This window comes from Pseudonocardia sp. P-1 (genome assembly GCF_058111925.1).
The window spans coordinates 1,779,815-1,804,096 of sequence record NZ_CM176614.1 but is presented as its reverse complement, the minus strand read 5'-3'; the positions used below and the strand labels follow the sequence as shown (position 1 = coordinate 1,804,096).

Below are 24,282 nucleotides of genomic sequence, written 5' to 3'. Positions count from 1 at the left end.
ATGTTAGCTCGCCGATCGAGTGTCTTGTCCATCGAGGGAGTTGAACGGGGGGAGCGGTCGGCGGCACAGGAAGGTGCGGGCGGGCGGCGGGTTGCGCCACTCGGTCGCGGTCTCCACGACCTCGTCGAAGTGGGTGTCGAGCAGGTCGCGCAGCACCCGCACCCGGTTCGGCAGCGCCATCCAGGTGATGATCATGCTCATCACCCCGCCCGGGACCAGTCGGCGCGCGATCGTGCCCATGACCTGCAGGCGCAGGGTCTGCGGGAACACCGCCCACGGCAGGGTCGAGACGAACGCGTCGACCTCGGTGATGCCGGCCTCGTCGAGGATCCGGTCCAGGTCGGCGACGTCGCCCTGCACGACCTCCAGCCACGGCTTGTGCCGGCGCAGGTGCGCGACCAGCTCGGAGTCGATCTCGATCGCGAGGTAGCGCGCGTGCGGCCCGAGCCGCTCGCGGATCGGCTCGGCGAGCACCCCCGGTCCGGCGCCGAGCTCGACGACGACGCCGTTCGTCCCGCGCGGGACGACGGCGGCGAGCTGGCGGCACAGTCGCCGTCCGGTGAGGAACGGGGTCGCGAGCTGGTCCATCTTCGAGAACGAGCGTTTGAGGAAGACGGCGTGGTCGGGTCGGCCCATGCGGTACATCGTGGCCGTTCGCGCGGTCCCGGTCATGTCCGGGCGATCCGGGTCACCCGGCGACGGGCGTGTGTCGGTCGGTGTCGTTCCTGTTAAGCGAGCGCCGAGGGGCTTCCGTACACGCTGTATCCACCGTATACAGAGCACATGGCACCGGAAGATCCGCTGGTCGACGCCCTGCGTCGCGCGATCGTGGAAGGCGTGTACCCGCCCGGCCACCGGCTGGTGCAGGAGGAGCTGGCGGACCGCTACGGCGTCAGCCGCATCCCGCTGCGGGAGGCGCTGCGCACCCTGGTCGGCGAGGGCCTGCTGCGCAGCGAGGCCGGCCGCGGCACCTTCGTCACCGAGCTGGACCTGGCCGAGATCGACGAGATCTACGACCTGCGGCGCATGGTCGAGCCGAGCTTCGCCCCGCACGTCGCGGACCGGGTGTCCCGGCGCGACGTCGCGCGGTTCGACGGCATGGCCGGCGACATGGACCAGGTCGCCCGGACCGGCGCCGCCGAGTGGTCCCGCACCAACCTGGCCTTCCACCTCGACATGTACCGGCTCGCCCGGCTGCCGCTGCGCTACGAGCTGATCTCCCAGCTCTACCACCGCCTGGAGCCCTACTCCCGGTTCTACGTGCACGGCACCGGCGCCTACGAGCGCGTGCAGGACGAGCACCGGGGCATGGTGCAGGCACTGGCCGACGGCGACGCCGACGAGCTCGGCCGTCTCGTGCTGGCCCACATCGACGGCGGCCAGGAGGGCCTGCACGCGGCCTGGTCGGCCGACCGGGGCGAGCTCTCCGCGTTCTGGGCGGCACGGGAGGCGAGGTGCGACATCGACCTCCTCGGCCGGCTCCGGTCCGGGGATCCCCTGCGTCTGGACGCCATCGTGTCCGGCCGCGACACCGAAGGATGAGAGGTACCCCAGTGTCCGCACCGACCACGGAAACCCCCGCGATCGTCACGTCCGTCCGCCCGCCGTTCCACCTGGCGATCCCGGTGGACGACATCGAGGCGGCCCGGGAGTTCTACGGCACGCTGCTCGGCTTCGGCCGCGGCCGCTCCGCCGAGCGCTGGACGGACTGGAACGTCGCCGGGCACCAGGTCGTCACCCACCAGGTCGGCGAGCCGTCGGACACCCCGCGCGCCGGTGTGGCCGGGACCAACCCCGTCGACGGCCACGACGTGCCGGTCCCGCACTTCGGCCTGGTCCTGAGCGTCCCGGAGTTCCGCGCGCTGGCCGAGCGGCTCACCGCCGCGGGCACCGACTTCGTCATCGAGCCCTACGTGCGGTTCGAGGGCGAGCCGGGGGAGCAGTGGACGATGTTCTTCCTCGACCCCGCGGGCAACGCGCTGGAGTTCAAGGCCTTCGCCGACCCGGAGCAGCTCTTCGCCGTCTGAGCCGTACCCGGTCGCGGCCCGTCCCCGGACGGCCCGCGGCCGGGGTCATCGGCGGGATGCCGCCGCCCCCCGCTCAGGACGCGCGGGCGGGGGACGGGGCCGCGGGGAACAGCGCTGCGACCCGTGCTGCCGAGGCACGGGCCCGCGCCGTCGTCCCCAGCACGCCGAGCACCACGACCACCACCGTCAGCGGCGTCACGACCGCCCACGCCGTCGCGACCCCGGCGGCGGTGCTCGCCGCGGTGGCGACCACGGTCCCGCTGACCGCGACGCCGAACGACTGCCCGGCCTGCCTGCTCGTCGAGGCCACCGCGGCGGCGACCCCGGCCCGCTCCGGCGGCATCCCGTTCACCGCGGTGTTCGTGATCGGCGGGTTGAGCAGGGCGAACCCGCAGCCGAACACCCCGTGCGCGAGCAGGATCAGCCACAGCGGCGTCGTCGGGGAGAGCTGGGAGAAGGTGAGCGCGACCAGCACCATCGCGCTCCCGCCCAGCACCAGCGGCAGGCGTGCCCCGCGGGCGGCGACCATCCGCCCGGACAGCGGCGCGACCACCGTGGTGGCGACGGCGGCCGGCAGCAGGGTCAGCCCGGCCTGCAGCGCACCGAGCCCGCGGACGTCCTGCAGGTAGAGCGCGGACAGGAACAGCAGCGAGCCGAACGCGGCGAACGCGCAGACCGCGATCACCGTCGCCGAGGCGAACGGGGCGCTCCGGAAGAACCGCAGTTCCACCAGCGGTTCGGGGTGGCGCCGCTCCCAGACGACCAGGGACACCAGCGCGACGACGGCCAGCACCGCCAGCCCGAGAACCCCCGCCGACGACCAGCCCAGCCGCGGCCCCTCGATCACCGCCGCCACCGTCGACCCGAGCAGCGCCACCACGAGGAGCTGACCCACCGGGTCGGCCCGCCGCGGACGGGCGGCCCGCGACTCCGGGACGAGCCGGGCCGTCAGGACCCAGGCCGCCAGCACGACGGGGATGTTCACCCAGAAGATCGCCCGCCAGCCGACGCTGTCCACGAGCAGCCCGCCGAGCACCGGGCCGACGCCCAGCGAGATGCCGACCATCGCGCCCCACACCCCGATCGCGCGGGCCCGCTCCCGGACGTCGGTGAAGACGTTGGTGATGATCGACATGGCGACCGGGTTGAGCATCGCGCCGCCGAGCGCCTGGACCACCCGTGCCCCGATCAGCCAGCCGACCGTCGGGGCCAGGCTGCACAGCAGCGACCCGATCCCGAACAGGACGAGCCCGGTCTGGAAGACGCGGCGGCGCCCGACCCGGTCGGCCGTCGCACCGGCCAGCATCAGGAAGCAGGCCAGGACGACGGTGTAGGCGTCGACGGTCCACTGCAGCTCGGTGATCGAGGCGCGCAGGTCGGTGACCAGCGCGGGCAGCGCCACGTTGATGATCGTGACGTCCATCGAGACGACGAGGATGCTCGTGCACAGCACGGCCAGGATCAGCAGCCGGTGCCGGCGTCCGGCGGGACCGGCCGGTACGACGACGTCGTTCCCCACGACATCTCCTTGTCCGGAGCTAACGAAACTGGGACGACGATAACCCGGGAACGACGACGGCCGCCCTCCCGTGTGAGGAGGACGGCCGTGGCGGTGCGCCGTCAGGGACTTGAACCCCGAACCCGCTGGTTAAGAGCCAGCTGCTCTGCCAATTGAGCTAACGGCGCATGTGTTCAGTTGTGGTACTGCGTGCGCCGTCAGGGACTCGAACCCCGAACCCGCTGGTTAAGAGCCAGCTGCTCTGCCAATTGAGCTAACGGCGCGTGTGGAGTTGTCGTGCCTCGCCCACGCACGGAAGATCGACCCCGGACGTGCGGTGGGATCGATCGCCGAGGCGGCGACCGGGTGAGTGACGGGACTTGAACCCGCGGCCCCCTGGACCACAACCAGGTGCTCTACCAACTGAGCTACACCCACCATGCGTTCTCCCGGGCACTCCCGGAAGCGCTGAACCACTGTAGCCCGCCCGCTCCGGGGGGTGTCAGGCGGGGGTCGTACCACCCTCCGGGGGTGCCGCGACGTGCGCGACCGCGGCCGCCGCGGCCTGCGCCTGCTCGGTCGTCGGACCGGGCGGGGCCACGAACAGCGCCTGCCGGTAGTAGGCCAGCTCGCGGATCGACTCGCGGATGTCGGCGAGCGCGCGGTGCGCGAGGCCCTTCTCCGGCTTCGCGTAGAACACCCGCGGGAACCAGCGCCGCGCCAGTTCCTTCACCGAGCTGACGTCGATCATGCGGTAGTGCAGGTACCCGTCGAGCTCGGTCATGTCCCGGGCGATGAAGCCGCGGTCGGTCGCGATCGAGTTGCCCGCCAGCGGCGCCGAGCGGGCGTCCGGGACGTGGGTGCGGACGTAGTCGAGCACCATCTTCTCGGCCTGCTCGATCGTGACCGTCGCGCGCCGGACCTCCTCGGTCAGCCCGGACCGGGCGTGCATGTCGCGCACGACGTCGGGCATCGCGTCGAGCTTCGCGTCGTCACAAGCGATCACCACGTCGACGCCCTCGCCGAGGATGTTGAGGTCGCCGTCGGTGACCAGTGCCGCGATCTCGATCAGGGCGTCGGAGCCCAGATCCAGCCCGGTCATCTCGCAGTCGATCCACACCAGCCGATCGGTCATCGCCACAGCCTAGGTGACGTCGGCGCGACCGGCGCGAGCCTCGGCCGTCACCGTCGGGGGAGTGCCCTAGGCTCGCGCCGTGGCTGACGACACACCTGCCCGCACCATCGCCGCCGGATACGCCACCGAGGGGGCCGCGCTCGAGCTCGGCGCCGTCCTGGTCGACGGGGTGTGCGACCCGCAGGCACGGGTCCGGATCCCGCTCGCGACGCTGAACCGGCACGGCCTGGTGGCCGGGGCGACTGGCACCGGCAAGACCAAGACCCTGCAGGCCCTGGCCGGGCAGCTGTCCGACGCCGGGGTCCCGGTCCTGCTCGCCGACGTCAAGGGCGACCTGTCCGGCATGGCCCGTGCGGGCGAGCCGAACGACAAGGTCACCGCCCGCGCGACCGACACCGGCGACGACTGGGTCCCGACCGCGTACCCGGTGCAGTTCCTGTCGCTGGGCGACGGCGGCGTCGCCGTACCGGTGCGGGCGACGCTGACCCAGTTCGGCCCGATCCTGCTGGCCAAGGTGCTCGGCCTCAACGCCACCCAGGAGTCCACCCTCGGCCTGATCTTCCACTGGGCCGACCAGCGCGGGCTGCCGCTGCTCGACACCAAGGACCTGCGCGCGGTCATCGCGCACCTCACCTCCGACCAGGGCAAGGCCGACCTCAAGGGCATCGGCGGGGTCTCCCCGGCGACGGCCGGGGTCATCCTGCGCGCGCTGGTCAACCTGGAGGCCCAGGGCGGCGAGGAGTTCTTCGGCGAGCCCGAGTTCGACCCCGCCGACCTGATGCGTCAGATCGACGGCAAGGGCGTCGTCACCCTGCTGGAGCTGACCGAACGCGCCGCGAACCCGGTGCTGTTCTCCACGTTCCTGATGTGGCTGCTCGCCGAGCTGTACGAGGAGTTGCCCGAGGCGGGCGACCTCGACCGGCCCAAGCTGGTGTTCTTCTTCGACGAGGCCCATCTGCTGTTCACCGACGCCTCGAAGGCGTTCCTCGACCGCATAGAGCAGACCGTCAAGCTCATCCGGTCCAAGGGCGTCGGCGTCTTCTTCTGCACCCAGCTGCCCACCGACGTGCCGAACGAGGTGCTGTCCCAGCTGGGCGCGCGGATCCAGCACGCGCTGCGGGCCTTCACCCCGGACGACCAGAAGGCGCTGTCGCGCACGGTGCGGACCTACCCGAAGTCCGACGTCTACGACCTGGAGTCGGCGCTGACCTCGCTGGGTACCGGTGAGGCGGTCGTCACGGTGCTGTCCGAGCGCGGCGCGCCCACCCCGGTCGCCTGGACCCGGCTGCGGGCCCCGCGCTCGCTGATGGCGGCCCTGCCGGTCGACGACGTCCGCGCCGACGCCGCCGCCTCACCGCTGCAGGCGAAGTACGGCCAGATGGTCGACCGCGAATCCGCCTACGAGAAGCTCACCGCGAGCATCGCGGCCGGGCCGGGCGGCGAGGCGACGCCGGTCGAGGCGCCCCCGGCACCCGCCCCGGAGCCGGGCCAGGCCCCGCCGCCCCCGCCGCAGGACTCGCCGGGCGGCGGATTCTTCTCCAAGATCGGGGACTTCCTGCAGTCGCCGACCGGTCGTCAGCTCACCAACACGGTGACCCGCGAGATCACCCGCAGCCTGTTCGGGACCCGCCGGCGTCGCTGACCCACGGGTCAGACCCGGAACGGGGCGACCGCGTCCGGGGTCACCGCGGCCATCAGCGCGACGGCGTCGGCGGGGTCGAGGTCCAGCACCCGCACCGCCCCGCCGCCCGCGGCGGTGGTCGCCTCCAGCGTCAGCACCCCGGCGCGGCGCTGGAACAGGCTCTGCCGCACCCGCCATCCGATGACGCCGTCGCGGCGCAGCGCGGTCGTCGTGCGCAGCAGCGACCCGTGCCGGGCGACGAGGTAGCGCTCGTCGAGCCGGTGCCCCAGGGCGCGGTAGCGGTCCAGCGCGAGCGGTACGGCCACCACGACCAGCGCAACGCCGACGACGACCGGCCAGACCGCGGCGTCGAACCAGGCGACCACCCCGAGGGCGACGGCCGGGACGAGCGCGGGGCCGACCGCGCGCACCAGGCGCCGGGTCCGGGCCCGCGCCGGGTGCGCCCGCAGCGGGCCGTCGGTGACCGGGCCGGTCGCGCGTGCGGCCGTCGCGGCGACGGCGTGGGCGTGCGCGCGGCGCACCGGCGGGCCGAGTGCGCCACCGCCGGAGTCCGTGTCCTCCCCGGCGAGCCCGACGGTCAGCGCCCCGGCCTGGGCCCCGCCGCCCAGGGCACGCACCAGCAGCGGCTCGGACACCGTCACCCCGCGCAGCCGCTGCTCGGACACCGACAGCGACCGCTTGGTCAGCAGGCCGCGTCGCACCCGCAGCGTGCCGTCGGGCTCGCGGCTGAGCCGGTAGTCCCACCAGCGCTCCACGAACAGCACGATGCTGCCTGCGACCATGACCAGCAGCAGGAGCCCGACCGCGACGAGCACCGTCGCCCAGACCGGCGCGGCCGACAGCTCCCCGGCGACGGCGTCCGCGCCGGGCAGCGAGCGCGGGTCGAGGCCGGTCTCGTTGAGTACGTTCCAGCCGGCGCCGGCCAGCGCACCGATCGCGGCCAGCGAGCTGACCGTCAGCGGGGCGAAGCGCAGCGAGGACCAGCGGATCCGGTCGAGCTCTGCGCCCGCGGGGTCGACGTGATCGGCCGGGCCTGCGGTCCCGTCGCCGGCGGCCGCGTCCCCGTCGGCACCGTTGCCGTCGGCACCGTCCCCCTCGACCCGGGCCCGGTCCGCCCCGGTCCCGCCGGCGACCGCGGCCGGTCCGCGTGCCGGGGCGGGGCGGGCGAGCAGCTCGCGGCGCAGCCGTTCGGCCTCGTCGGTGGTGACGGCGTCGAGGTCGAGGCCCGCGTCCGACCCGCTCTGCCCGGAGCCGACCTTCACCACCGACAGCCCGACGAGCCGGTGCAGCAGCGGTGCGGTCAGGTCGACGGTGCGGATCCGGTCCCGCGGCACCGAGCGGCGCTGCCGGTTCAGCAGTCCGCTGTGCAGCTCGACGCGCTCGTCGGTGATCCGGTAGCGGGTGGTGCGCCAGCGCACGACGCCCACCGCGACCGCGACGACGACCGCCGCCCCCGCGATCCAGACCTGGGTGGAGTTGCCGCTGCCCGCGCCGAACAGGACCAGCACGACCAGCGCGGGGGCCAGCCGCAGCAGCGCGGTGGCCGGGCCGACGAGCAGCATCCGGCCCGGCAGCCGTCGCCAGCCGACCTCGTCGGGGGTCGTGCCGGTGCCGTCCGCGGGTGCGACGGGTGCGGGCTCGGTCACGTCGCGTCCCCGCTGTGCCGCCCGGTCGTCTCGGTGAGCCGGCGGGCGAGCTCGGCGGCGGCGTCGGCGTCGAGCCCGGCGATGCGGACCGGGCCGCGGGCCGACGCGGTCGTGACGGTCACCGTCGCCAGGCGCAGCGCCTGCTGCAGCGGGCCGTGCTCGGTGTCGACGGTCTGCACCCGCGGGATCGGCGCGATCCGCCACTCCCGCACCAGCCAGCCCGATCGGGTGTAGACGGCGTCCTCGGTCACCTCCCAGCGGTGCAGCCGGTACCGCAGACCGGGCACGACGAGCGTCCCGACCAGCAGCCACAGCACCGTCAGCACCACGGTCGCGATCAGCACCCCGTGCCACGGGACCGCGGGCAGCAGGAACCACGCGACGACCTGGCCGGCGAGCAGCACGAGCGGGACCGGCACCGCCGAGAGCCGCCACCACCAGATCGCGCGGGGGTCGACCCGGTTCGCGGGTGGGCGCAACGGGAGCGGCAGCGCGTCGGTCGGGACCCCGGGTCCGGGGTCGCCGGTGCGGGGGCCGGTGGCGGTCATGGTCCCACTCTGCCGAACGGCACCCGGCGGGAGCATCCGAGCACGCCGTCGGAGATCCCACTGTGGCCGAAAGTGGGGGCGTGGCCGACCGAGGGGTGCCGCCGAGTGGCACACCACGTGCGTCCGGGATCCGGGTCCGGGTACGAGGTGTGCCACTCGGCGGGCGACGACGGTCAGTGGGCCGGTGCGGACAGGTCGTAGACGGTGGTGCCGTCGACGGTCGTCGCGGTGTAGTGCTGCGCGACCCAGGCGGCGATCTCCGCCCCGGTGCCGCCGCGACCACCGCCGGGGCCACCTCGCCCGCCGCCGCTGACGAAGTACCGGACCTCGCCCTGCGCGACGTACTGCCGGAACCGGTCCAGGGTGGGGTAGGGGTCGCTGCCGGAGAAGCCGCCGATCGCCATGACGGCGGTGTCCCCGCCCGCGGCGAGCATCATCGACGCCGCGCCCTGCGAGCCGACGGTCGCCGCGGCCCAGCGGGCCGGACCCGCGTCCCGCAGCAGCGCGACGACCTGCGCGCCGGTCCGCTCGGTCCCCGGACCGCCGCCGGACGTCCCGCCCGGCCCACCCGCGCCGCCCTGCCCGGTACCGGCCGGGAGTCCGCCGCCGGCCGACGGGTCGGCACCGGCCGGGGTTCCGGTACCACCGGGAGCTGCCGCTACCGGGGCCCCGGTGCCGTCGGGAGCTGCCGCCGCCGGGGCCCCGGGAGCGCCGGCAGCCGCCGCGCCGGTCCCGTCCAGGCCCCGGTCCCGGTCGCCCCGCCGGTCGCGGAACCCGCCCGGGCCCCGGTCGCCTCCGGCGACCTCCGGCCCGGCGGTCGGGATGGAGCCCTCGTGCGGGGTCGCCACGGTCTGGACCGCGTAGGCCGCGGGGGCGGCGACCCCGCTCAGGACCGCGACGCCGAGTGCCACGGCGAGCCACCGCCGTCCGCGGGCGGGGACCAGCAGGGCCGCGCCGGCCACGACGCCCGCCACCAGCACCACCCAGCGCAGCCAGGGCAGGAACTGCGGCGACCAGCCGAGCATCACGAACGCCCACACCGCGGTCCCGGCGACGGCGACGGCGAGCACCCCGCGGACCCACCGGGCGTCCCGGTGCCCGAGCAGCTCGCGACCGCCGACCGCGACCAGCGCCGCGATCCCGGGCGCCAGCGCGACCGTGTAGTAGGGGTGGACGATCCCCTCCATGAACGACAGCACCAGCACCGTCACCAGCGTCCAGCCGCCCCACACGAGCAGCGAGCCGCGGACGGCGTCGGTGCGCACCGCGCGGCCGCGCACCACCAGCGCTGCGACGAGCAGCAGCAGCGCGGCCGGGAGCAGCCAGGAGACCTGGGTGCCGAACGACGTCTCGAACATCCGCAGGAACCCGGCCTGACCGCCGAAGCTCCCACCACCCGGACCACCCGGCGGCATGCCGCCACCGGCGGGGGCGCCACCCGGGAACGCACCGGCCGCGGCGTCGCCCACGGTGTCACGGCCGCGGCCGCCCTCGCCGCCGACGATCCGGCCCAGCCCGTTGTAGCCGAAGGCCAGGCCGAGCGGGGTGTCGTCCCCGGACCCGCCGATGTACGGGCGGGCGTCGGCCGGCCACAGCGCGACGGCGAGCAGCCACCAGCCGGCGCCGACGACGATCCCGGCACCGCCGACGAGCAGCTGCCACACCCGTCGCCACGGACGGCCGGGTGCGGCCCACAGCCAGGCCAGGGCCAGACCGGGCAGCACCAGGAACGCCTGCAGCGACTTGGTCAGGAACGCGAACCCGAGCACCAGCCCGACCGCGGCGATCCACCGGGTCCGGCCGTCCTCCAGGCCCCGGACCAGCAGATACGCCGCCGCGACGAGCAGCAGCGTCAGCAGCGCGTCGGGGTTGTCGAAGCGGAACATCAGCGCCGCGACGGGCGTCAGCGCCAGCAGTGCCCCGGCGAGCAGCCCGGCGCCGTGCCCGGACACCCGGCGCACCGCGGCGTACAGCAGCCCGACCGCGGCGACGCCCATCAGCGCCTGCGGCACCAGCAGGCTCCAGGACGAGAACCCGAAGATCCGTGCGGAGATCTCCATCGGCCACAATGACGCGGGCGGCTTGTCGACGGTGATCGCGTTCGCCGGGTCGAGGGAGCCGAAGAAGAAGGCCGTCCAGTCGTCCGCCCCGGCCTGCACCGCGGCGGCGTAGAAGGAGTTGGCCCAGCCCGAGGCGCCCAGGTTCCACAGGTAGAACGCGCCCGTCGCGACGAGCAGCGCGGCGACCGGGACGGGCCGGGTCCAGCGGCGCGGACCGTCGGACGGGGGCGGGGGAGGGTCGGCCCGGGTGGGGAACCGGTCGAGGGTGCTGGTCATGCGGCGGTCGCCTTCTCGAGCGGTGCGGTGGTGGACCGGGTGCGGAACACCCAGGAGCGGAACAGGACGAAGCGCAGCACCGTCGCGACCAGGTTGGCCCCGACGATCACCGCGGCCTCGACGGCCAGGTGCGCGCCGGGTGCGACGACGCCGAGCACGGCGAGGGCGCCGGTGGTCAGGACGAGGCCGAGCGCGAACACGATCAGCCCCTGGAACTGGTGGGTGACCGCGCGGTCCCGGCCACGGACCCCGAAGGTGAACCGCCGGTTCAGCGCGGTGTTGGCGACCGCGCAGACCAGCAGCGCGACGACGTTCGCCGCGATCGGCCCGAGCATCCCGCGCAGGGTGAGGAACAGCAGCAGGTTCGCCACCGTCGACGCGACGCCGATCGCGGCGAAGCGGGCCAGCTGGAACGGCATCGCCCGGGGCACCCCGGGCACCTCCGGCGGGGCCAGCGGCGCCCGCCCGAGCTGCGCGCGGACCTCGGCGAGCGGCAGCGCGCCCGTCGCCAGTGCCCGGCCGACCCGCCACACGCCCTTCAGGTCCGCGACGGCCGTCGCCACGATGTCCACGCTGGAGTCCGGGTCGTCGACCCAGTCGACGGGCACCTCGTGGATGCGCAGCCCGGACCGCTCGGCCAGCACCAGCAGCTCGGTGTCGAAGAACCAGCCGGTGTCCTCGACCAGCGGCAGCAGCCGCCGCGCCACGTCGGAGCGGATCGCCTTGAACCCGCACTGGGCGTCGGAGAAGCGGGCCGAGAGCGCGCCGCGCAGGATCAGGTTGTAGCTGCGCGAGATGAACTCCCGCTTCGGGCCGCGCACCACCCGCGAGCCGCGACCCAGCCGGGTCCCGATCGCGAGGTCGGAGTGCCCGGACACGAGCGGGGCGACGAGCGGGAGCAGCGCGCCGAGGTCGGTGGACAGGTCGACGTCGCAGTAGGCGAGGACATCGGCGTCGGAGTCCGACCAGACCCGGCGCAGGGCGCGGCCGCGGCCCTTCTGCTCCAGGCGCACCGTGCGGACCTCGGGGATCTCGGCGGCCAGCCGCCCGGCGATCACCGGGGTGGCGTCGGTGCTGGCGTTGTCGGCGACCGTGATCCGGAAGGAGTAAGGGAACCCGGAGGTGAGGAACGCGTGCAGGCGCCGCACCGAGGACTCCAGGTCGCGCTCCTCGTCGAAGACGGGGACGACGATGTCGAGCACGGTCCGGCCGCGGTCGGACGGACGCGCCTCGGGGTGGCCCGGATGGGTGCCGGTGGCGGGGCCGGCGACGACTGTGGTCATGGGATCGACGATCGGGGCCTGCGCTGTCGTGGCCGTGTGATCGACCTGTGCGTCGGCTGTGAGCCGGTCGGCCGCCCGCCGGGTCACGACGCGCTCAGGTCGTGGAGGGTGACGCCGTCGACGGTGCGGGCCGGGAACGTCGCCGCGACCCACTCGGCGATGAGGCGCGCGTCGTCGCTGCCGCCGGAGGCGGTGGAGATCATGTCGCTGCCCGCGGAGCCGACGAACCAGTGGATCCGGTGCTGCGCCACCATCTGCCGGAACTGCGCGAGCGTCGGGTAGGGGTCGGTGCCGTTGAATCCGCCGACGGCGAGCACCGGTGCCCCCGAGGCGAGCTGGTAGCCCGCCGCCTGCATGGAGCTCACCGTGGCCGCGGCCCAGGTGAAGTCGTCCGCGTCCGCCGCGATCAACCCCGTGACCTGCGACGACGGCGTGGGGGCGCTGAGGATGCCGCCCGGCCCGCCGCCGCGCCCGCCGGCAACCCCCGGCCCCCGGGTGGGTCCGCCACCGGCCCACCGGCCGCCCGGCCCGCGCGCCGTCGCGGCACCCGGTGCGCCCGCGGCCCCACCGGTCCCGGCCGAGCCCGCAGCCGCGCCGCCCCCGGCCGCGCCCGGTGCCCCGACGGCCCCACCGGTGACGGTTCCGGCCGGGCCGGATGCGCCACCCGGGGCGCCGGCCCCGGAACCGGCCCACGGCCCGCGCATCCCGCCGGGGCCACCCCGGCCCCCGCCCGGTCCGGACGCGTAGCCCTCCGGCCCGGAGCTCGGGATCGCGCCGGTGTGCGGGGTCGCCGCCGTCCCCAGCGCCCAGGCCGTCGTCCCACCGGCCCCCGCCAGCAGCGCCGCGGTGAGCACCCCGGTGGCCAGCACCCGCGGCATCCGGTGCACCCCGAGCAGGGCGAGCGCCGCGCCGAGCCCGACCACGAGCATCGCCGGGCGCAGCCATCCCAGCCAGGCCGCGGGCAGCAGCGCGTACGCCCACACCGCCGTCGCCGCGACCGCCGCGGCCAGCCACCAGCGGGCGGCCGCGGACGCACGGTCCCGCCACAGCGTCGCCCCGCCGATCCCGACCAGCGCGGCGACCGCCGGGGCCAGCGCGACGGTGTAGTAGCTGTGCACGATCCCGGCCATCAGGCTGAACGTCAGCCCGGTGACCAGCAACCAGCCGCCCCACAGCACGGTCGCCGCACGCAGCGGGTCGGTGCGCGGTGCCCGCCGGGTCCACCACAGCAGGACCCCGAGCAGCACCAGCGCCGCGGGCAGCAGCCAGGACGCCTCCCGGCCCATCTCCGACCCGAACAGCCGCAGCAGCCCGGTCTCGCCCCAGCCACCGGCACGTCCGCCCGCGCCGCCGCCGACGGAGCCGACCTCGTCGCCGGTGAGCCGGCCGAAGCCGTTGTAGCCGAAGACCAGCTCCAGCACGCTGTCGTCCTGGGAGCCGCCGATCCAGGGCCGGTCCGCGGCCGGCCACAGCTCCACGACGAGCACCCACCAGCCCGCCGAGACCAGCAGCGCGGCACCGGCGACGAGCAGCGCCCGGATCCGCGGCCACCAGGCGAGCGGGGCGGCGAGCAGCCACACGGCGGAGAACGCCGGCAGCACCAGGAAGGCCTGCAGCATCTTGGTGAGGAAGCCGTAGCCGACCAGGAGACCGACGAGCACCAGCCACCGGGTGCGGCCCTGCTCGACCGCCCGGGTGAGGGAGTAGGCGGCGCCGGTCAGGACGAGCACGAGCATCGCGTCGGGGTTGTCGAAGCGGAACATCAGCACCGCGACCGGGGTGAGCGCGAGCGCGGCCCCGGCCACCAGCCCGGCCCCCGGCCCGGCGACGCGCCGGACCGCGGCGTGCAGCAGCGCGACCGCGCCGACGCCCATCAGCGCCTGCGGCACCAGCACGCTCCAGCTCGACAGCCCGAACAGCCGCACCGCCAGCCCGATCGGCCACAGCGCCCCCGGCGCCTTGTCGACGGTGATCCCGCCGGCCGCGTCGGAGGCGCCGAAGAACCACGCCGACCAGCTCTGCCCGCCCGCCTGCGCGGCCGCCGCGTAGAACGCGTTGGCCCAGCCCGAGGCCGACAGACCCCACAGGTACAGCGCGGCCGTCGCGGCGAGCAGCACCGCGAGCGGCAGGTGCCGCCACCGGCGGGTCGGCGGCGGGGACGGTGCGGGGGCGGGCCGGGGCCGGGACAGGGTGCTCGTCACCCGGGCGACGCTGCTCCGCCGCGCTGTGCGGAACCGGTGATCGACCTGTGAACCACCTGTGCCGGTCACCCCCGGCCCGTCGATCAGTACCTGAGCGCTGCGAGCCCGGGTCGTGCCAGCCCTCATGTACTGATCGACGCAGGGACGCAGGGACGCCGGGCGGACGCGGGTGGTGTGACGCGGGACGGCGCCGCGGTGCGGGGTGGGCGGGTGCGGGGGAGGATCGGCGACGTGCCGGTCCCCGCGTCGACCCCGGAGTCGGTCCTGGCCGGGCCACGACTGCTGCTGCCCGGCTGGACCCCGGAGGTCGCGGCGGCCGTCGTCGCCGGGACCCGGCGCGGCGACTGGGCGCCGGACTTCCCCGCCGAGGGCGACCGGACGATCGCCCGGCTGCTCGCCCGCGATCCGGCCGGGCCGGGCTGGGGCGAGCTCGGGCACCGTCTGCTCGTCGAACGCGACGGCGGCACGGTCGTCGGCGGCGCGGGCCTGTTCCCCGCCCCCGACGAGGGCCCGGCCGCCGTCGAGCTCGGCTACGGCGTGGTGCCGTCCCGGCGCGGCCGCGGCTACGCCGTCGAGGCCGCCCGCCTGCTGCTCGCGCTGGCCCGCTCGGCCGGGGCGTCCCCGCTGGTCGCGGGCGTCGAGCCCGACAACCCCGCCTCGGAGCGGGTGCTGCAGCGGATCGGGATGCGCCCCACCGGGACCCGCGACGGCGTCGCACGGTTCCGGCTCGACGTAGGGTCGACCACGTGATCAGGCTCGTCGCGCTCGACATCGACGGCACCATCGTCCACGGGCGCAGGCCCCCGAGCCCCGCGGTCCTCGATGCCATCGCGCTCGCCGGGACCCGGGCCGAGGTGATGCTGTGCACCGGCCGGACCGTCGTCGGCGTGGCCGGCGCGCTGGACGCGATCGGGCTGCGCGACGGCGTCACCCTGACCTCCAACGGTGCGGTCGAGATGGAGACCGCGACCCGCCGGGTGCTGGCGATGGAGCGGCTCGCCCCCGAGGCCGTGACCGCGGCCCTCGACGCGATGACCGAGCTGTTCCCGGGGGCGGTGTTCGCCTGCGAGCACGTCGGGGTCGGGCAGCGGGTCAGCGCCCCGTTCCCGGACGGCGTGCTCGCCGGCACCGTGACCGAGGTCGGCCGCGCCGGTCTGCTCGACGAGCCGACGCCCAAGCTCGTCATGTACTGGCCGGGGCGCGATCCGGACGAGACCGCCGTCCGCGCGGCCCGGCTGCACGTTCCCGGCACCGAGCCGACCCTGGACCACGAGCTGCCGTGGGTGACGCTGGTGCCGGCCGGGGTGTCCAAGGCGTCCGGGCTCGCGCGGGTCGCGGCCCGGCTCGGCGTCGACCGCTCCGAGGTCCTCGCCGTCGGCGACGGCGACAACGACCGCGCGATGCTGCGCTGGGCGGGCCGCGGGATCGCGATGGGGCAGGCCCCGCCGCAGGTGCACGCCGACGCCGACGAGTCCACCGGCACCGTCGCGCAGGACGGCCTGGCCCGCGCCCTGGAGCGCGTGTTCGGCTAGTGCTCGACGGGGGTGCCGGCGACCAGCGGCGTCGCCGCCTCGAGGGCCGCCCCGCACGACGGCGGCCGCGGCGGCAGCGACGTGTCGAGGACCACCGGCACGGTCCAGACGCGGCCGTCGCGGGACCGGACCGTGACGTCCCCGGGACCGTCGACGGCGTCGACGAGCAGTGCTGCGGCGTCGCCGATGCCGGTGTGCTCGCGCACGGCGAGCTCGGCGAGCTGGCGGACCGGGTCCAGCCCGGTGTGCCCGCGGCAGCCCCACGGGTCGACGCCGCCCCGGCCGCGGCCTTCAGCGCGGCCAGCGCGCCGCCGGTGTCGAGGCGGCCGTAGGCGTAGCCGGTGGGCAGCACCAGTGCGGTCGGTGCGAACCGGTGCCCGCCCAGGTGGGTGCACTCCCAGACGTCGGCGCCCTCGGCGACCAGTTCCCCGGCGAGCGCGCGGCCCCGGACGGCGCAGCAGACGTCACGCCTGCCGTGCGCGCACACCAGCATCACCGGATCGGTGACCGGGGTGCCCGCGCCCGGGTCGAGGTCGATGCGGGCGAGGTCGTCGGTGCCGCGCACGGTGCGCGACCACGCCCGCGAGCAGCCCGGGGCGAGGTCGGCGACGTAGACGGTGCGGTCGCCGTCGGCGTCGCAGCGGCCCTCGCGGCCGGGGCGGCGGATCAGCAGGAGGACGACGTCGTCGGCGCGGAGCCGGTCGGACAACGCGGTGACCGCCGGGTCCGGATGGTCGGCGACCTTCCGCGGCCACGCCCCGATGTGCTCGACGGCGACGAGGCGGCGCACGTGCGGCGCGGTGCCGGTCATCGGCTCGCCGACGGCCTCGCTCAGCCCGGCACAGCCCCCGGCGGGCGCCCCGGCGGGGGGACCGCCGAGTGCGCCACGTGCCGCGGTGACCGTCATCGGGCCATCTTAGGGAAGGTTTCCCTGACTTCAACCCGGGACGCCCGGTCGGGTCACTCCCGGCCGGGGAGCTCCGTGCGCAGGACCTTGCCGGTCTGGTTGCGCGGCAGCTCGTCCAGGAAGTGCACGTCCCGTGGGGCGGCGAACTTCTCGAGGTCGGACTTCACCCGGCTGCGGATCGCGTCCGCGGTGACGTCGGCTCCCGGCTCGAGCACCACCCAAGCAGCGAAGCGCTGGCCGTACTCGTCGTCGTCCACCCCGAGCACGCAGGCCTCGCGCACCCCGTCCATCCCCGAGACGAGCTCCTCGACCGGGCCGGGGTGCAGGTTCTCCCCGCCCGAGACGATCATGTCGTCGGCCCGGCCGGTGAGGAACAGCCGTCCCTGCTCGTCGAGGTGTCCGACGTCGCCGGTCCCGAGCAGCCCGTCGCGCTCCTCCAGGCCGTCCTCGCCGCCGGTGTAGCCCTCGAACGGCAGGTCGTTGCCCACGAACACCCGGCCGTCGACGCCTGCCGCGGCGGGCCGGTCGTCGTCGTCGAGGATGACCAGGGTGGTCCCGGCCGGGGCGCGGCCCGCGGTGCCGGGGGCGTCGCGCAGGTCCTCCGGTCCGGCGATCGAGACCCAGGAGACCTCGGTGGAGCCGTAGAGGTTGTAGAGGCAGTCGCCGAAGCGGTCCATGAACCGGTTGGCCTGCCCGCCGGGCAGCGCCGACCCGGAGACGGCCACGATCCGCGGGCCCGCCGGGTCGTCCCAGCCGTCGCCCCAGCCCTCGGCCTCGGACTCCAGGACGCGCTGGAGCATCACCGGCACCGCGAACACCGTCGTGCACCGGCGCTCGCGCACGGCGTCGAGGAACCCCTCGGGGGTGAACCTGCGGCGCAGTACGACGGTCGCGCCGTGCAGCGAGGCGAGCAGCAGCCCCGCGTTGCCCCAGGTGTGGAACAGCGGCGCGGCGATGTGCGTCGGCTCACCGGCGCGCAGCGGGATCGCCGACAGGATCGACGCCGCCGGGGCGAGGGTCGACGGGTGCGGCCGCTTGGCGCCCTTCGGCGTCCCGGTGGTGCCGGAGGTCAGCACGATCTGCTTGGACGGCTCCGGCTTGAACGGCAGCTCGCCCGGCCCGCCGCGCTCGACCATCGCCTCGAGGTCGTCGAGCGCGCGGTCGCCCGCGGGGCGCGGCCCGTCCGGGGTGCGGGTCAGCACGACGCGCGGCCCGTCCGGGACGATGTCGAGGAAGTCCGGGTCGGCGACGAGGGTGTGCAGCTGCTGCTGCTCCTGCACCCCGCGCAGCTGCTCGGCCGAGAGCCCGGTGTTCACCAGCACGACGTCGGCGCCCGCCTTGCCCGCCGCGACCATCGCCTCGATCGGCGCGCGGGCGTTCCGGCACAGCACGCCGACCGGGGCGCCCGGCCCGGCACCGGAGTCGAGCAGTGCCAGCGCGAGGCTGTCGGTGCGGGCCTCCAGCTCGGCGTAGGTGGTGACCCCGTCGTCGTCGACGACGGCGAGCCGGTACGGGTGGCGGGCCGCGCCGACGGCGAACGCGGCGGTGATGCTGTTGCCGTAGCGCACCAGCGCCCGGCCCATCCCGTACAGCTTCCCGGGGCCGAGCGGGCGGACGACACCCGAGCGGGTCAGGGCCACGGCGGCGCGGGCGGTGCCGCTGCCCAGCTCGTACGCGGTACGGGCGGTGCCGGAGAGGTTCTGGAGCAGCGGGGAGCCAGCCATGCGGCGCAGTCTGTCAGGGCCACCCGTCGGGTCGCCGGGTCCGGTGCGGGGATCTGTGTCAGAGGTCACTGAGCATGTCCGTCATGTTTCGTAGCGTGAAGACGATGTGTCCCTCGGCGACCCACAGGTCGCCGAACTCTCCACCACACACCGTCGGGGATCCTGATGCGCCTCTACCTGCCCACACGCACGTCCGCTTCCGGCCGCACCCTGGTCCGCGCGGGACGTCCGACCAAGTCGATGCCCGGGTTCGGCGGCCTCGCCGGCGTCTGCCGCTGCGGTGCGGCCCGGCCCGCCGACGCGCGCGCCCTGCCGTGGCGCGACTGTCCGTCCTGCACGCCGCAGCGGGCCCGCGCCGGGCGCTGAACGCCCCGGCCTCGTAGGTTCCCGGGTCGGCGGGCACCGGGTCCGCCGACCGCGGAGGCCCCATGAGCACGCCCACCCCCGAGATGCGGCTGCGCGCCCTCGAGCGCGAGGACCTGCCGTTCGTCCACGGACTGTCGAACGACTCCGGGATCATGTCGTACTGGTTCGAGGAGCCCTACGAGTCGCTCGTCGAGCTGCAGGAGATCTTCGCCCGGCACGTGCACGACAACCGCGAGCGGCGGTTCATCATCGACTGCGCGGGCGAGCGCGCCGGCCTGGTCGAGCTGGTGGAGATCGACTACATCCACCGCAACGCCGAGTTCCAGATCATCGTCGCCCCCGCCTTCCAGGGCCGGGGTCTCGCCGCCCGCGCCACCGCCGCGGCCCTCGACTACGCCTTCGGCGTGCTGAACCTGCACAAGGTGTACCTCGTCGTCGACGTCGACAACGCCCGTGCCGTACGCGCCTACGAACGCACCGGTTTCGTCGTCGAGGGCGAGCTGCGCGAGGAGTACTTCGCCAGCGGCCGCTACCACGACGCGTACCGGATGGCGGTGCTGCAGCGTGAGCACCTCGGGCGCACCGTCGACGGACCGCGCTGACCGCACCGGGCCGGCCGGCAGGGAGGGGGACCCGTCGGCCGGCCCGGCAGGCACCGGTCGCGGGCATGCGACCGGGGTCGGGCGCGTCGACCGTGATGACGACGACACCCATGAACAGTACTATCCCGCCACGTAGTCGTGTCAACGTTCCGCTACGCTGCGCCCATGACCAGCAAGAACCGGGTGTGGGTCGGGGTCTGCTCGATGTCGCGGTGCGGATCGGACAACCGATGACATCGTTGATCGTCGGGTGAGCGCCCGCGACCGTCGTCGCCGCGGGTCACGGGGTGGTTGCGGCCCGCCCGTCGTCGCCGTGCGCGCCCGGTTGCCCCGGGTAGGATCCGCCCCGATGTCCGGAACGCCGACGGCCGGGGACGAGTTCCCGATCGACACGCTCGCCGCGCGTGCCGGCATGACCGTCCGCAACGTGCGCGCCCACCTGTCCCGCGGGCTGCTGCAGCCGGGGGAGATGCGCGGGCGCACCGCCTGGTACGGCCCTGTCCACCTGGCCCGGCTGGAGCTGATCGCCGGCCTGCAGCGGCGCGGGTTCTCGCTCGCCGCGATCGGCGTGCTGATCAACCAGACTCCCTCCGGCAGCGCCGAGGAGGCGTTGCGCCTCTACCGCGGCATGCTCGCCCCGTGGCAGCCGGAGGAGCCGGTCGAGCTCGCCGAGGAGGACCTGGCCGAGTGGGCCGGCGCCCGGACGTCCCCGGAGTTCGTCGGGCAGCTGGTCGCCTCCGGGATGATCGAGCGCACCGGCCCGGGGCGGCTGCGTGTGCTCAACCCGTCGATGGTCCGCTCCGGGGCGCACGCCGTCGCCCTCGGTCTGGCCCCGGAGGCGGTGCAGCAGGTCGGCGACGAGCTGCTGACCCGCACCCGTGAGATCGCCGAGATCTTCGTCGAGCTGTTCCGGGAGCAGGTCTGGGCGGCGCACGTCGCGGCCGGGCTGCCCCGCAGCGGCGTCGCGGACCTGCGCACGGCGGTCGAGGCCCTGCAGCCGGTCGCCACCCAGTCGCTGCTCGGCGCCTTCCGCCAGACGATGCAGCAGGCGATGGACGACTTCATCCGCCGGCTGTCCACCGACCTCGCCCCGGCCGACCCGCCCGTCGACCCCGGGGCCGCGGAGCCGTACTCAGACCGGTAGGTCGACGGTGAACACCGTCCGGCCGGGGTCGCTGTCGACCCCGACCGTCCCGTCGTGGGCGGCGACGACCGCGGCCACGATCGCCAGGCCCAGCCCGGTGCTGGGGGTGTCGTTCCCGGCGCGGGTGCGTCCCTCCGCACCGCGGGCGAACCGCTCGAACACCCGCGGCAGCACGTCCGGGGCGATGCCGGGGCCGTCGTCGGCGACCCGCAACCGGACCCGGCCGGGGACGGGCCGGTCGAGGGAGACGGTGACCGTCGTGCCGGGCGGGGTGTGGGTGCGGGCGTTCGCGAGCAGGTTGGTGACCACCTGGGCGAGCCGGTGGGCGTCACCGGTGACCGTGACCGGCTCGTCGGGCAGGTGCGGGAACCAGCGGTGGTCGCGGCCCGCCACGTGGGCGTCCCCGACGGCGTCGAGGACCAGCCGGGTGAGGTCCACCTCGGCGCGCTCCAGCGGGCGGCCCGCGTCGAGCCGGGCGAGCAGCAGCAGGTCCTCGACCAGGGTGGACATGCGTTCGGCCTGCGAGCTGATCCGGGCCAGTGCGTGCGTGGTCCGCTCCGGGACCGGGTCGCGTTCGCGGCGCGACAGCTCGGCGTAGCCGCGGATCGCCGTGAGCGGGGTGCGCAGCTCGTGGCTGGCGTCGGCGACGAAGCGCCGCAGCCGGGTCTCGGACTCCTGGCGGGCGGCGAGCGCGCCCTCGACGTTGTCGAGCATGTGGTTGAGCGCGGTGCCGACCTGGCCGACCTCGGTGCGCGGGTCGGGGTCGGGGACGCGGGCGGCGAGGTGGACCTCGCCCCGGTCCAGCGGCAGGCCCCCGACCTGCGCGGCGACGCCGGCGACGCGTTCGAGCGGGCGCAGCTCACGGCGCACCAGCACGGCCGCCGCGATGCCCGCGAGCACCACCGCCCCGCCCAGCACGACGAGCTCGGTGACGACGAGCCTGGTCACGGTGGCACCGGCGTTGTCCGGCTGCGCGATCAGGTAGGTCGTCGTCCCCTCGGTCCAGCCGACCGCCCGGTAGTCGCCCAGGGACAGGGTGACGTCGTGCGGTGCGGTGTCGGCGGGCACCGACCGGAGCGCGCCGAGGTCGTCGCCGGACACCGCGGTGCTGGTGCCACCGCGCTGGGCGAGCCGGGCCACGACGACACGGCCGTCGTCGAACACCGCGCCGATCGCGTTCGCGCTCGGGCCGGGCCCGAGGAACACCCCGTCGGGTGGGCCGGGGCGCCGGCCGCCGTCCCCGGCCGGGGTGCCGGTCCCGTCGCCCTCGTCCTGGGTCAGCCGCCCGGGGGCGCGCCCGGTCTGCTGGGCGATGAAGCCCTCCAGGGAGAACGACAGCTCGTGGTCCTGCCGGGTGGACAGGTAGCGGTCGAGCGAGAGCGTCGTCGCGACGCCGATCGCCACGCAGGCCACCGTGAACAGCAGCAGCACCGTGACGACCAGCCGGGCCCGCAGCGAGCGGACCCGGCCGGAGACGCGGGTGACGACCACCGGGTCACTCCGCCGCGGGACGCAGCACGTAGCCCGCGCCGCGCACCGTGTGGATCATCGGCCGGCGCCCGGCGTCGATCTTCTTGCGCAGGTAGGAGACGTAGAGCTCGACCACGTTGGACTGGCCGCCGAAGTCGTAGTTCCACACCCGGTCGAGGATCTGGGCCTTCGACAGGACCCGGCGCGGGTTGCGCATGAGGTAGCGCAGCAGCTCGAACTCGGTCGCGGTCAGCTCCACCGGGTCGCCGGCGCGCGACACCTCGTGTGCGTCCTCGTCGAGCACCAGGTCGCCGACGACCAGCTCCGAGGAGCGCTGGGCGGCGGCCATCCCGGCGCGGCGCAGCAGCCCGCGCAGCCGCGCGACCAGCTCCTCCAGCGAGAACGGCTTGGTGACGTAGTCGTCGCCGCCCGCGGTGAGGCCCGCGACCCGGTCCTCGACGGCGTCGCGCGCGGTCAGGAACAGCACCGGCACCTCGGGGGTGTCGGCGCGGACCCGGCGCAGCACCTCGAAGCCGTCGACGTCGGGCAGCATCACGTCCAGCACGATCGCGTCCGGGCGGAACTCGCGGGCGTGGCGCACCGCGGACATGCCGTCGGCGGCGGCGCGGACCTCCCAGCCCTCGTAGCGCAGGGCCATCGACAGCAGGTCCGACAGCGTCGACTCGTCGTCCACCACGAGCACCCGGATCGGGCCGCCGTCGGCGCGGCGCAGCGGGTCGGCGTCCCGGTCCATCACCTCGGTCATGCTAGGAGCACACCGCACGAACCTGTGCGACAGCTGTGCGCCGGCTGTCGGTTCACCGGGCGCGCCAGTACCCCGTGGCGTAGACGGCGCGCCGGTCGAACCCCCGCTCGCCGAGCAGGTGCGCGCGCAGCTCCTTGACCGCGGCGGACTCCCCGGACAGCCACGCCTGGCCGCGCCCGCCCGGCAGCTGCGCGGCCCGCACCGCCGCGACCAGCGGCTCACCCGCCGGGGCGTCGCCCCGGTGCACCCAGGTGACGGCGGCGTCGCCGGGCAGGGTCTGCTCCTCGCCGGCGTCGGCGACCTCGGCGACGACCCGGACCGGCACCCCGGGGGCGGCCTCGGCGAGGGCCTCGCAGACGGTCGCGATGGCGGGCAGCGCGGACTCGTCGCCGATCACGAGGTGGTGCACGGCGGCCGGGTCCGGCTCCCAGCGCCCGCCGGGCTCGGACACCCCGACCCAGTCCCCGGGAGCGGCCGACACGGCCCAGGCGGCGGCCGGGCCGTGCCCGGCGTGCACGACGAAGTCGACGTCGAGCTCACCGTGGCCGCCGGCGTCGGGGGCGAAGCGGCGCACCGTGTAGGTGCGGATCGCCGGGCGGGCCTCCCCGGCGGGCCAGACCGGTCCGCCGGTCGAGGCGCGCGGGACGGCGGGCCGTTCCTGGCCCTCGACCGGGAAGAACATCTTGATCCGGCGGTCCGGGCCGTGCCCGGGAAACCCGGCCAGCTCCTCGCCGGTCAGGGTCACCCGGACCATGCCGGGGGTGACCCGCTCGGTGCGGGCCACCTGCAGCAGGCGTGGTGCGGTCGTGCTCATGGCCGGGAATTGTCCCGGACGCGCGCTCAGGCCCGGTGGCCGAGGCCCGCCAGGCCGGTCCAGACCAGGTCCATCAGGTACTCGGTGGCCTGCTCGGCGGTGACCGACTCGTCCTGGCCGCGCCAGACGGCGAGCCGCTCGCAGGCCCCGACGATCACCTGCGCCCAGCCGGTCAGCCGGGCCGGTTCGGTGCCGGGGACCTGCGCGGCCAGCAGGGCGGCGGTGAAGTCGGTCTGCTGGGCGCGGATCTCCTCCAGCGCGGTGTCGGTGACCCCGGCCTCGGAGCAGAACAGCTGCCAGGCGGGCGCCCGCCGGTCGAGGTAGCGGAAGAACGCCAGCGTCCCGCCCCGCAGCATCGCCTCCGGCGACTCCGCGGCCCCCGCCGCCTGTGCGACGACGTCGAGCAGCTCGGACCGGGCCCGCGCGATCGCGGCCAGCAGCAGGCCCTCCTTGGACCCGAAGTGGGTGTAGAGCACCGGCTTGGTGACCCCGACCCGCTCCGCGACCTGCTCCATCGAGACCTCGGCGTAGCCCCGCTCGCCGAAGACGGCGACGGCCGCGTCGACGATCTGACGCTCCCGCTCCGCCCTGGGCACGCGGCGGCGGGGGCCGGGTACGGTCTGCGCGGTCACGTCGGAGAC

22 protein-coding genes, 3 tRNA genes and 1 pseudogene are annotated in these 24,282 nt (G+C 75.4%); 8 read left to right on the top strand and 18 right to left on the bottom strand.

Annotation, left to right across the window (positions count from 1 at the left end):
* Positions 1-3: 3 nt before the first annotated feature.
* Complete coding sequence (locus AC0GKK_RS08640) at positions 4-636, bottom strand: class I SAM-dependent methyltransferase (protein WP_489883552.1); 633 nt, start codon at positions 634-636, stop codon at positions 4-6.
* A 147-nt stretch (positions 637-783) separates the two neighbouring features.
* Between AC0GKK_RS08640 and AC0GKK_RS08635 the strand changes: the two genes are divergently transcribed.
* Both AC0GKK_RS08635 and AC0GKK_RS08630 read left to right on the top strand, forming a co-directional pair.
* Complete coding sequence (locus AC0GKK_RS08635; protein ID WP_489883551.1) at positions 784-1,542, top strand: GntR family transcriptional regulator; 759 nt, start codon at positions 784-786, stop codon at positions 1,540-1,542.
* A gap of 11 nt (positions 1,543-1,553) precedes the next feature.
* Positions 1,554-2,027, top strand: coding sequence for a VOC family protein (locus AC0GKK_RS08630; RefSeq protein WP_224403285.1), 474 nt, complete (start codon positions 1,554-1,556; stop codon positions 2,025-2,027).
* A 73-nt stretch (positions 2,028-2,100) separates the two neighbouring features.
* Here AC0GKK_RS08630 and AC0GKK_RS08625 read toward each other — a convergent pair whose 3' ends face one another.
* The 5 genes from AC0GKK_RS08625 to orn form a co-directional block, all read right to left on the bottom strand.
* Positions 2,101-3,546 (bottom strand): MFS transporter, encoded by a 1,446-nt coding sequence (locus tag AC0GKK_RS08625; protein ID WP_224403284.1) that lies wholly within the window; start codon positions 3,544-3,546, stop codon positions 2,101-2,103.
* Between the two features lie 94 nt (positions 3,547-3,640).
* Positions 3,641-3,713: transfer RNA gene (locus tag AC0GKK_RS08620), tRNA-Lys, on the bottom strand.
* Between the two features lie 23 nt (positions 3,714-3,736).
* Positions 3,737-3,809: transfer RNA gene (locus AC0GKK_RS08615), tRNA-Lys, on the bottom strand.
* An 81-nt stretch (positions 3,810-3,890) separates the two neighbouring features.
* Positions 3,891-3,963, bottom strand: a tRNA-His gene (locus AC0GKK_RS08610).
* Positions 3,964-4,027: 64 nt separating this feature from the next.
* Positions 4,028-4,660 (bottom strand): oligoribonuclease, encoded by a 633-nt coding sequence (orn, locus tag AC0GKK_RS08605; protein ID WP_208821361.1) that lies wholly within the window; start codon positions 4,658-4,660, stop codon positions 4,028-4,030.
* A 79-nt stretch (positions 4,661-4,739) separates the two neighbouring features.
* Between orn and AC0GKK_RS08600 the strand changes: the two genes are divergently transcribed.
* Positions 4,740-6,302, top strand: a complete 1,563-nt coding sequence (locus AC0GKK_RS08600) for a helicase HerA-like domain-containing protein (RefSeq protein ID WP_489883550.1) — start codon at positions 4,740-4,742, stop codon at positions 6,300-6,302.
* A gap of 8 nt (positions 6,303-6,310) precedes the next feature.
* Here the strand turns inward: AC0GKK_RS08600 and AC0GKK_RS08595 are convergent, their stop codons facing one another.
* The 5 genes from AC0GKK_RS08595 to AC0GKK_RS08575 all read right to left on the bottom strand — a co-directional run bounded on the left by AC0GKK_RS08595 (position 6,311) and on the right by AC0GKK_RS08575 (position 14,316).
* Entirely contained in the window at positions 6,311-7,948 is a 1,638-nt protein-coding gene (locus AC0GKK_RS08595) for a PH domain-containing protein (protein WP_489883549.1), read from the bottom strand.
* The gene (locus AC0GKK_RS08590) at positions 7,945-8,496 is read right to left on the bottom strand and encodes a PH domain-containing protein (protein ID WP_251786865.1); all 552 of its coding nucleotides are present in this window, start codon (positions 8,494-8,496) and stop codon (positions 7,945-7,947) included. Before AC0GKK_RS08590 ends, AC0GKK_RS08595 begins: the two co-directional genes overlap by 4 nt.
* Before the next feature lie 173 nt (positions 8,497-8,669).
* Positions 8,670-10,832 carry a glycosyltransferase family 39 protein gene (locus AC0GKK_RS08585; RefSeq protein ID WP_489883548.1) on the bottom strand — a complete coding sequence of 721 codons (2,163 nt, stop codon included), beginning with the start codon at positions 10,830-10,832 and terminating at the stop codon, positions 8,670-8,672.
* A complete protein-coding gene (locus AC0GKK_RS08580; RefSeq protein ID WP_489883547.1) occupies positions 10,829-12,115 on the bottom strand; it encodes a bifunctional glycosyltransferase family 2/GtrA family protein in 1,287 nt (428 codons plus the stop codon). Before AC0GKK_RS08580 ends, AC0GKK_RS08585 begins: the two co-directional genes overlap by 4 nt.
* 83 nt (positions 12,116-12,198) lie before the next feature.
* A complete protein-coding gene (locus AC0GKK_RS08575) occupies positions 12,199-14,316 on the bottom strand; it encodes a glycosyltransferase family 39 protein (RefSeq protein WP_489883546.1) in 2,118 nt (705 codons plus the stop codon).
* 231 nt (positions 14,317-14,547) lie between these two features.
* Between AC0GKK_RS08575 and AC0GKK_RS08570 the strand changes: the two genes are divergently transcribed.
* Positions 14,548-15,066, top strand: coding sequence for a GNAT family N-acetyltransferase (locus AC0GKK_RS08570; protein ID WP_489883545.1), 519 nt, complete (start codon positions 14,548-14,550; stop codon positions 15,064-15,066).
* A complete protein-coding gene (locus AC0GKK_RS08565; protein ID WP_405418792.1) occupies positions 15,063-15,848 on the top strand; it encodes an HAD family hydrolase in 786 nt (261 codons plus the stop codon). The genes AC0GKK_RS08570 and AC0GKK_RS08565 overlap by 4 nt, the downstream gene beginning before the upstream one ends.
* Here the strand turns inward: AC0GKK_RS08565 and AC0GKK_RS08560 are convergent.
* The 3 genes and pseudogenes from AC0GKK_RS08560 to AC0GKK_RS08550 all read right to left on the bottom strand — a co-directional run bounded on the left by AC0GKK_RS08560 (position 15,845) and on the right by AC0GKK_RS08550 (position 18,479).
* Positions 15,845-16,054, bottom strand: a complete 210-nt coding sequence (locus tag AC0GKK_RS08560; RefSeq protein ID WP_489883544.1) for a hypothetical protein — start codon at positions 16,052-16,054, stop codon at positions 15,845-15,847. The genes AC0GKK_RS08565 and AC0GKK_RS08560 overlap by 4 nt on opposite strands.
* A gap of 170 nt (positions 16,055-16,224) precedes the next feature.
* A pseudogene (locus AC0GKK_RS08555) lies at positions 16,225-16,659 on the bottom strand (sucrase ferredoxin); the annotation flags it as partial.
* 149 nt (positions 16,660-16,808) lie between these two features.
* A complete protein-coding gene (locus AC0GKK_RS08550; RefSeq protein ID WP_476654074.1) occupies positions 16,809-18,479 on the bottom strand; it encodes an AMP-binding protein in 1,671 nt (556 codons plus the stop codon).
* 165 nt (positions 18,480-18,644) lie between these two features.
* Here AC0GKK_RS08550 and AC0GKK_RS08545 point away from each other — a divergent pair, with 165 nt between their 5' ends.
* From AC0GKK_RS08545 to AC0GKK_RS08535, 3 genes are all read left to right on the top strand, one after another.
* Positions 18,645-18,845: a hypothetical protein gene (locus tag AC0GKK_RS08545; protein ID WP_062400862.1), complete on the top strand. Its 201-nt coding sequence runs from the start codon at positions 18,645-18,647 to the stop codon at positions 18,843-18,845.
* A gap of 62 nt (positions 18,846-18,907) precedes the next feature.
* A complete protein-coding gene (speG, locus tag AC0GKK_RS08540; protein WP_226355640.1) occupies positions 18,908-19,447 on the top strand; it encodes a spermidine N1-acetyltransferase in 540 nt (179 codons plus the stop codon).
* A 349-nt stretch (positions 19,448-19,796) separates the two neighbouring features.
* A complete protein-coding gene (locus tag AC0GKK_RS08535; RefSeq protein WP_405418786.1) occupies positions 19,797-20,591 on the top strand; it encodes a MerR family transcriptional regulator in 795 nt (264 codons plus the stop codon).
* Here AC0GKK_RS08535 and AC0GKK_RS08530 read toward each other — a convergent pair.
* Genes AC0GKK_RS08530 through AC0GKK_RS08515 form a run of 4 tightly spaced genes read right to left on the bottom strand, consistent with a single transcriptional unit; the run spans position 20,580 to position 24,273 of the window.
* Positions 20,580-22,082 carry a sensor histidine kinase gene (locus AC0GKK_RS08530; RefSeq protein WP_489883543.1) on the bottom strand — a complete coding sequence of 501 codons (1,503 nt, stop codon included), beginning with the start codon at positions 22,080-22,082 and terminating at the stop codon, positions 20,580-20,582. The two genes, AC0GKK_RS08535 and AC0GKK_RS08530, sit on opposite strands and share 12 nt — an antisense overlap.
* Before the next feature lie 4 nt (positions 22,083-22,086).
* The gene (locus AC0GKK_RS08525; protein ID WP_062400865.1) at positions 22,087-22,827 is read right to left on the bottom strand and encodes a response regulator transcription factor; all 741 of its coding nucleotides are present in this window, start codon (positions 22,825-22,827) and stop codon (positions 22,087-22,089) included.
* 52 nt (positions 22,828-22,879) lie between these two features.
* Entirely contained in the window at positions 22,880-23,641 is a 762-nt protein-coding gene (locus AC0GKK_RS08520; RefSeq protein ID WP_489883542.1) for a siderophore-interacting protein, read from the bottom strand.
* Between the two features lie 26 nt (positions 23,642-23,667).
* Complete coding sequence (locus AC0GKK_RS08515; RefSeq protein ID WP_224403274.1) at positions 23,668-24,273, bottom strand: TetR/AcrR family transcriptional regulator; 606 nt, start codon at positions 24,271-24,273, stop codon at positions 23,668-23,670.
* Positions 24,274-24,282: the final 9 nt, after the last annotated feature.

Bases quoted from the DNA above. Each gene is read 5' to 3' on its own strand.
- AC0GKK_RS08520 (WP_489883542.1), bottom strand. From the start codon at position 23,641: ATGAGCACGACCGCACCACGCCTGCTGCAGGTGGCCCGCACCGAGCGG.
- AC0GKK_RS08535 (WP_405418786.1), top strand. From the start codon at position 19,797: ATGTCCGGAACGCCGACGGCCGGGGACGAGTTCCCGATCGACACGCTC.
- AC0GKK_RS08525 (WP_062400865.1), bottom strand. From the start codon at position 22,827: ATGACCGAGGTGATGGACCGGGACGCCGACCCGCTGCGCCGCGCCGAC.
- AC0GKK_RS08580 (WP_489883547.1), bottom strand. From the start codon at position 12,115: ATGACCACAGTCGTCGCCGGCCCCGCCACCGGCACCCATCCGGGCCAC.
- AC0GKK_RS08545 (WP_062400862.1), top strand. From the start codon at position 18,645: ATGCGCCTCTACCTGCCCACACGCACGTCCGCTTCCGGCCGCACCCTG.
- AC0GKK_RS08585 (WP_489883548.1), bottom strand. From the start codon at position 10,832: ATGACCAGCACCCTCGACCGGTTCCCCACCCGGGCCGACCCTCCCCCG.
- AC0GKK_RS08550 (WP_476654074.1), bottom strand. From the start codon at position 18,479: ATGGCTGGCTCCCCGCTGCTCCAGAACCTCTCCGGCACCGCCCGTACC.
- speG (WP_226355640.1), top strand. From the start codon at position 18,908: ATGAGCACGCCCACCCCCGAGATGCGGCTGCGCGCCCTCGAGCGCGAG.
- AC0GKK_RS08635 (WP_489883551.1), top strand. From the start codon at position 784: ATGGCACCGGAAGATCCGCTGGTCGACGCCCTGCGTCGCGCGATCGTG.
- AC0GKK_RS08640 (WP_489883552.1), bottom strand. From the start codon at position 636: ATGGGCCGACCCGACCACGCCGTCTTCCTCAAACGCTCGTTCTCGAAG.
- AC0GKK_RS08590 (WP_251786865.1), bottom strand. From the start codon at position 8,496: ATGACCGCCACCGGCCCCCGCACCGGCGACCCCGGACCCGGGGTCCCG.
- orn (WP_208821361.1), bottom strand. From the start codon at position 4,660: ATGACCGATCGGCTGGTGTGGATCGACTGCGAGATGACCGGGCTGGAT.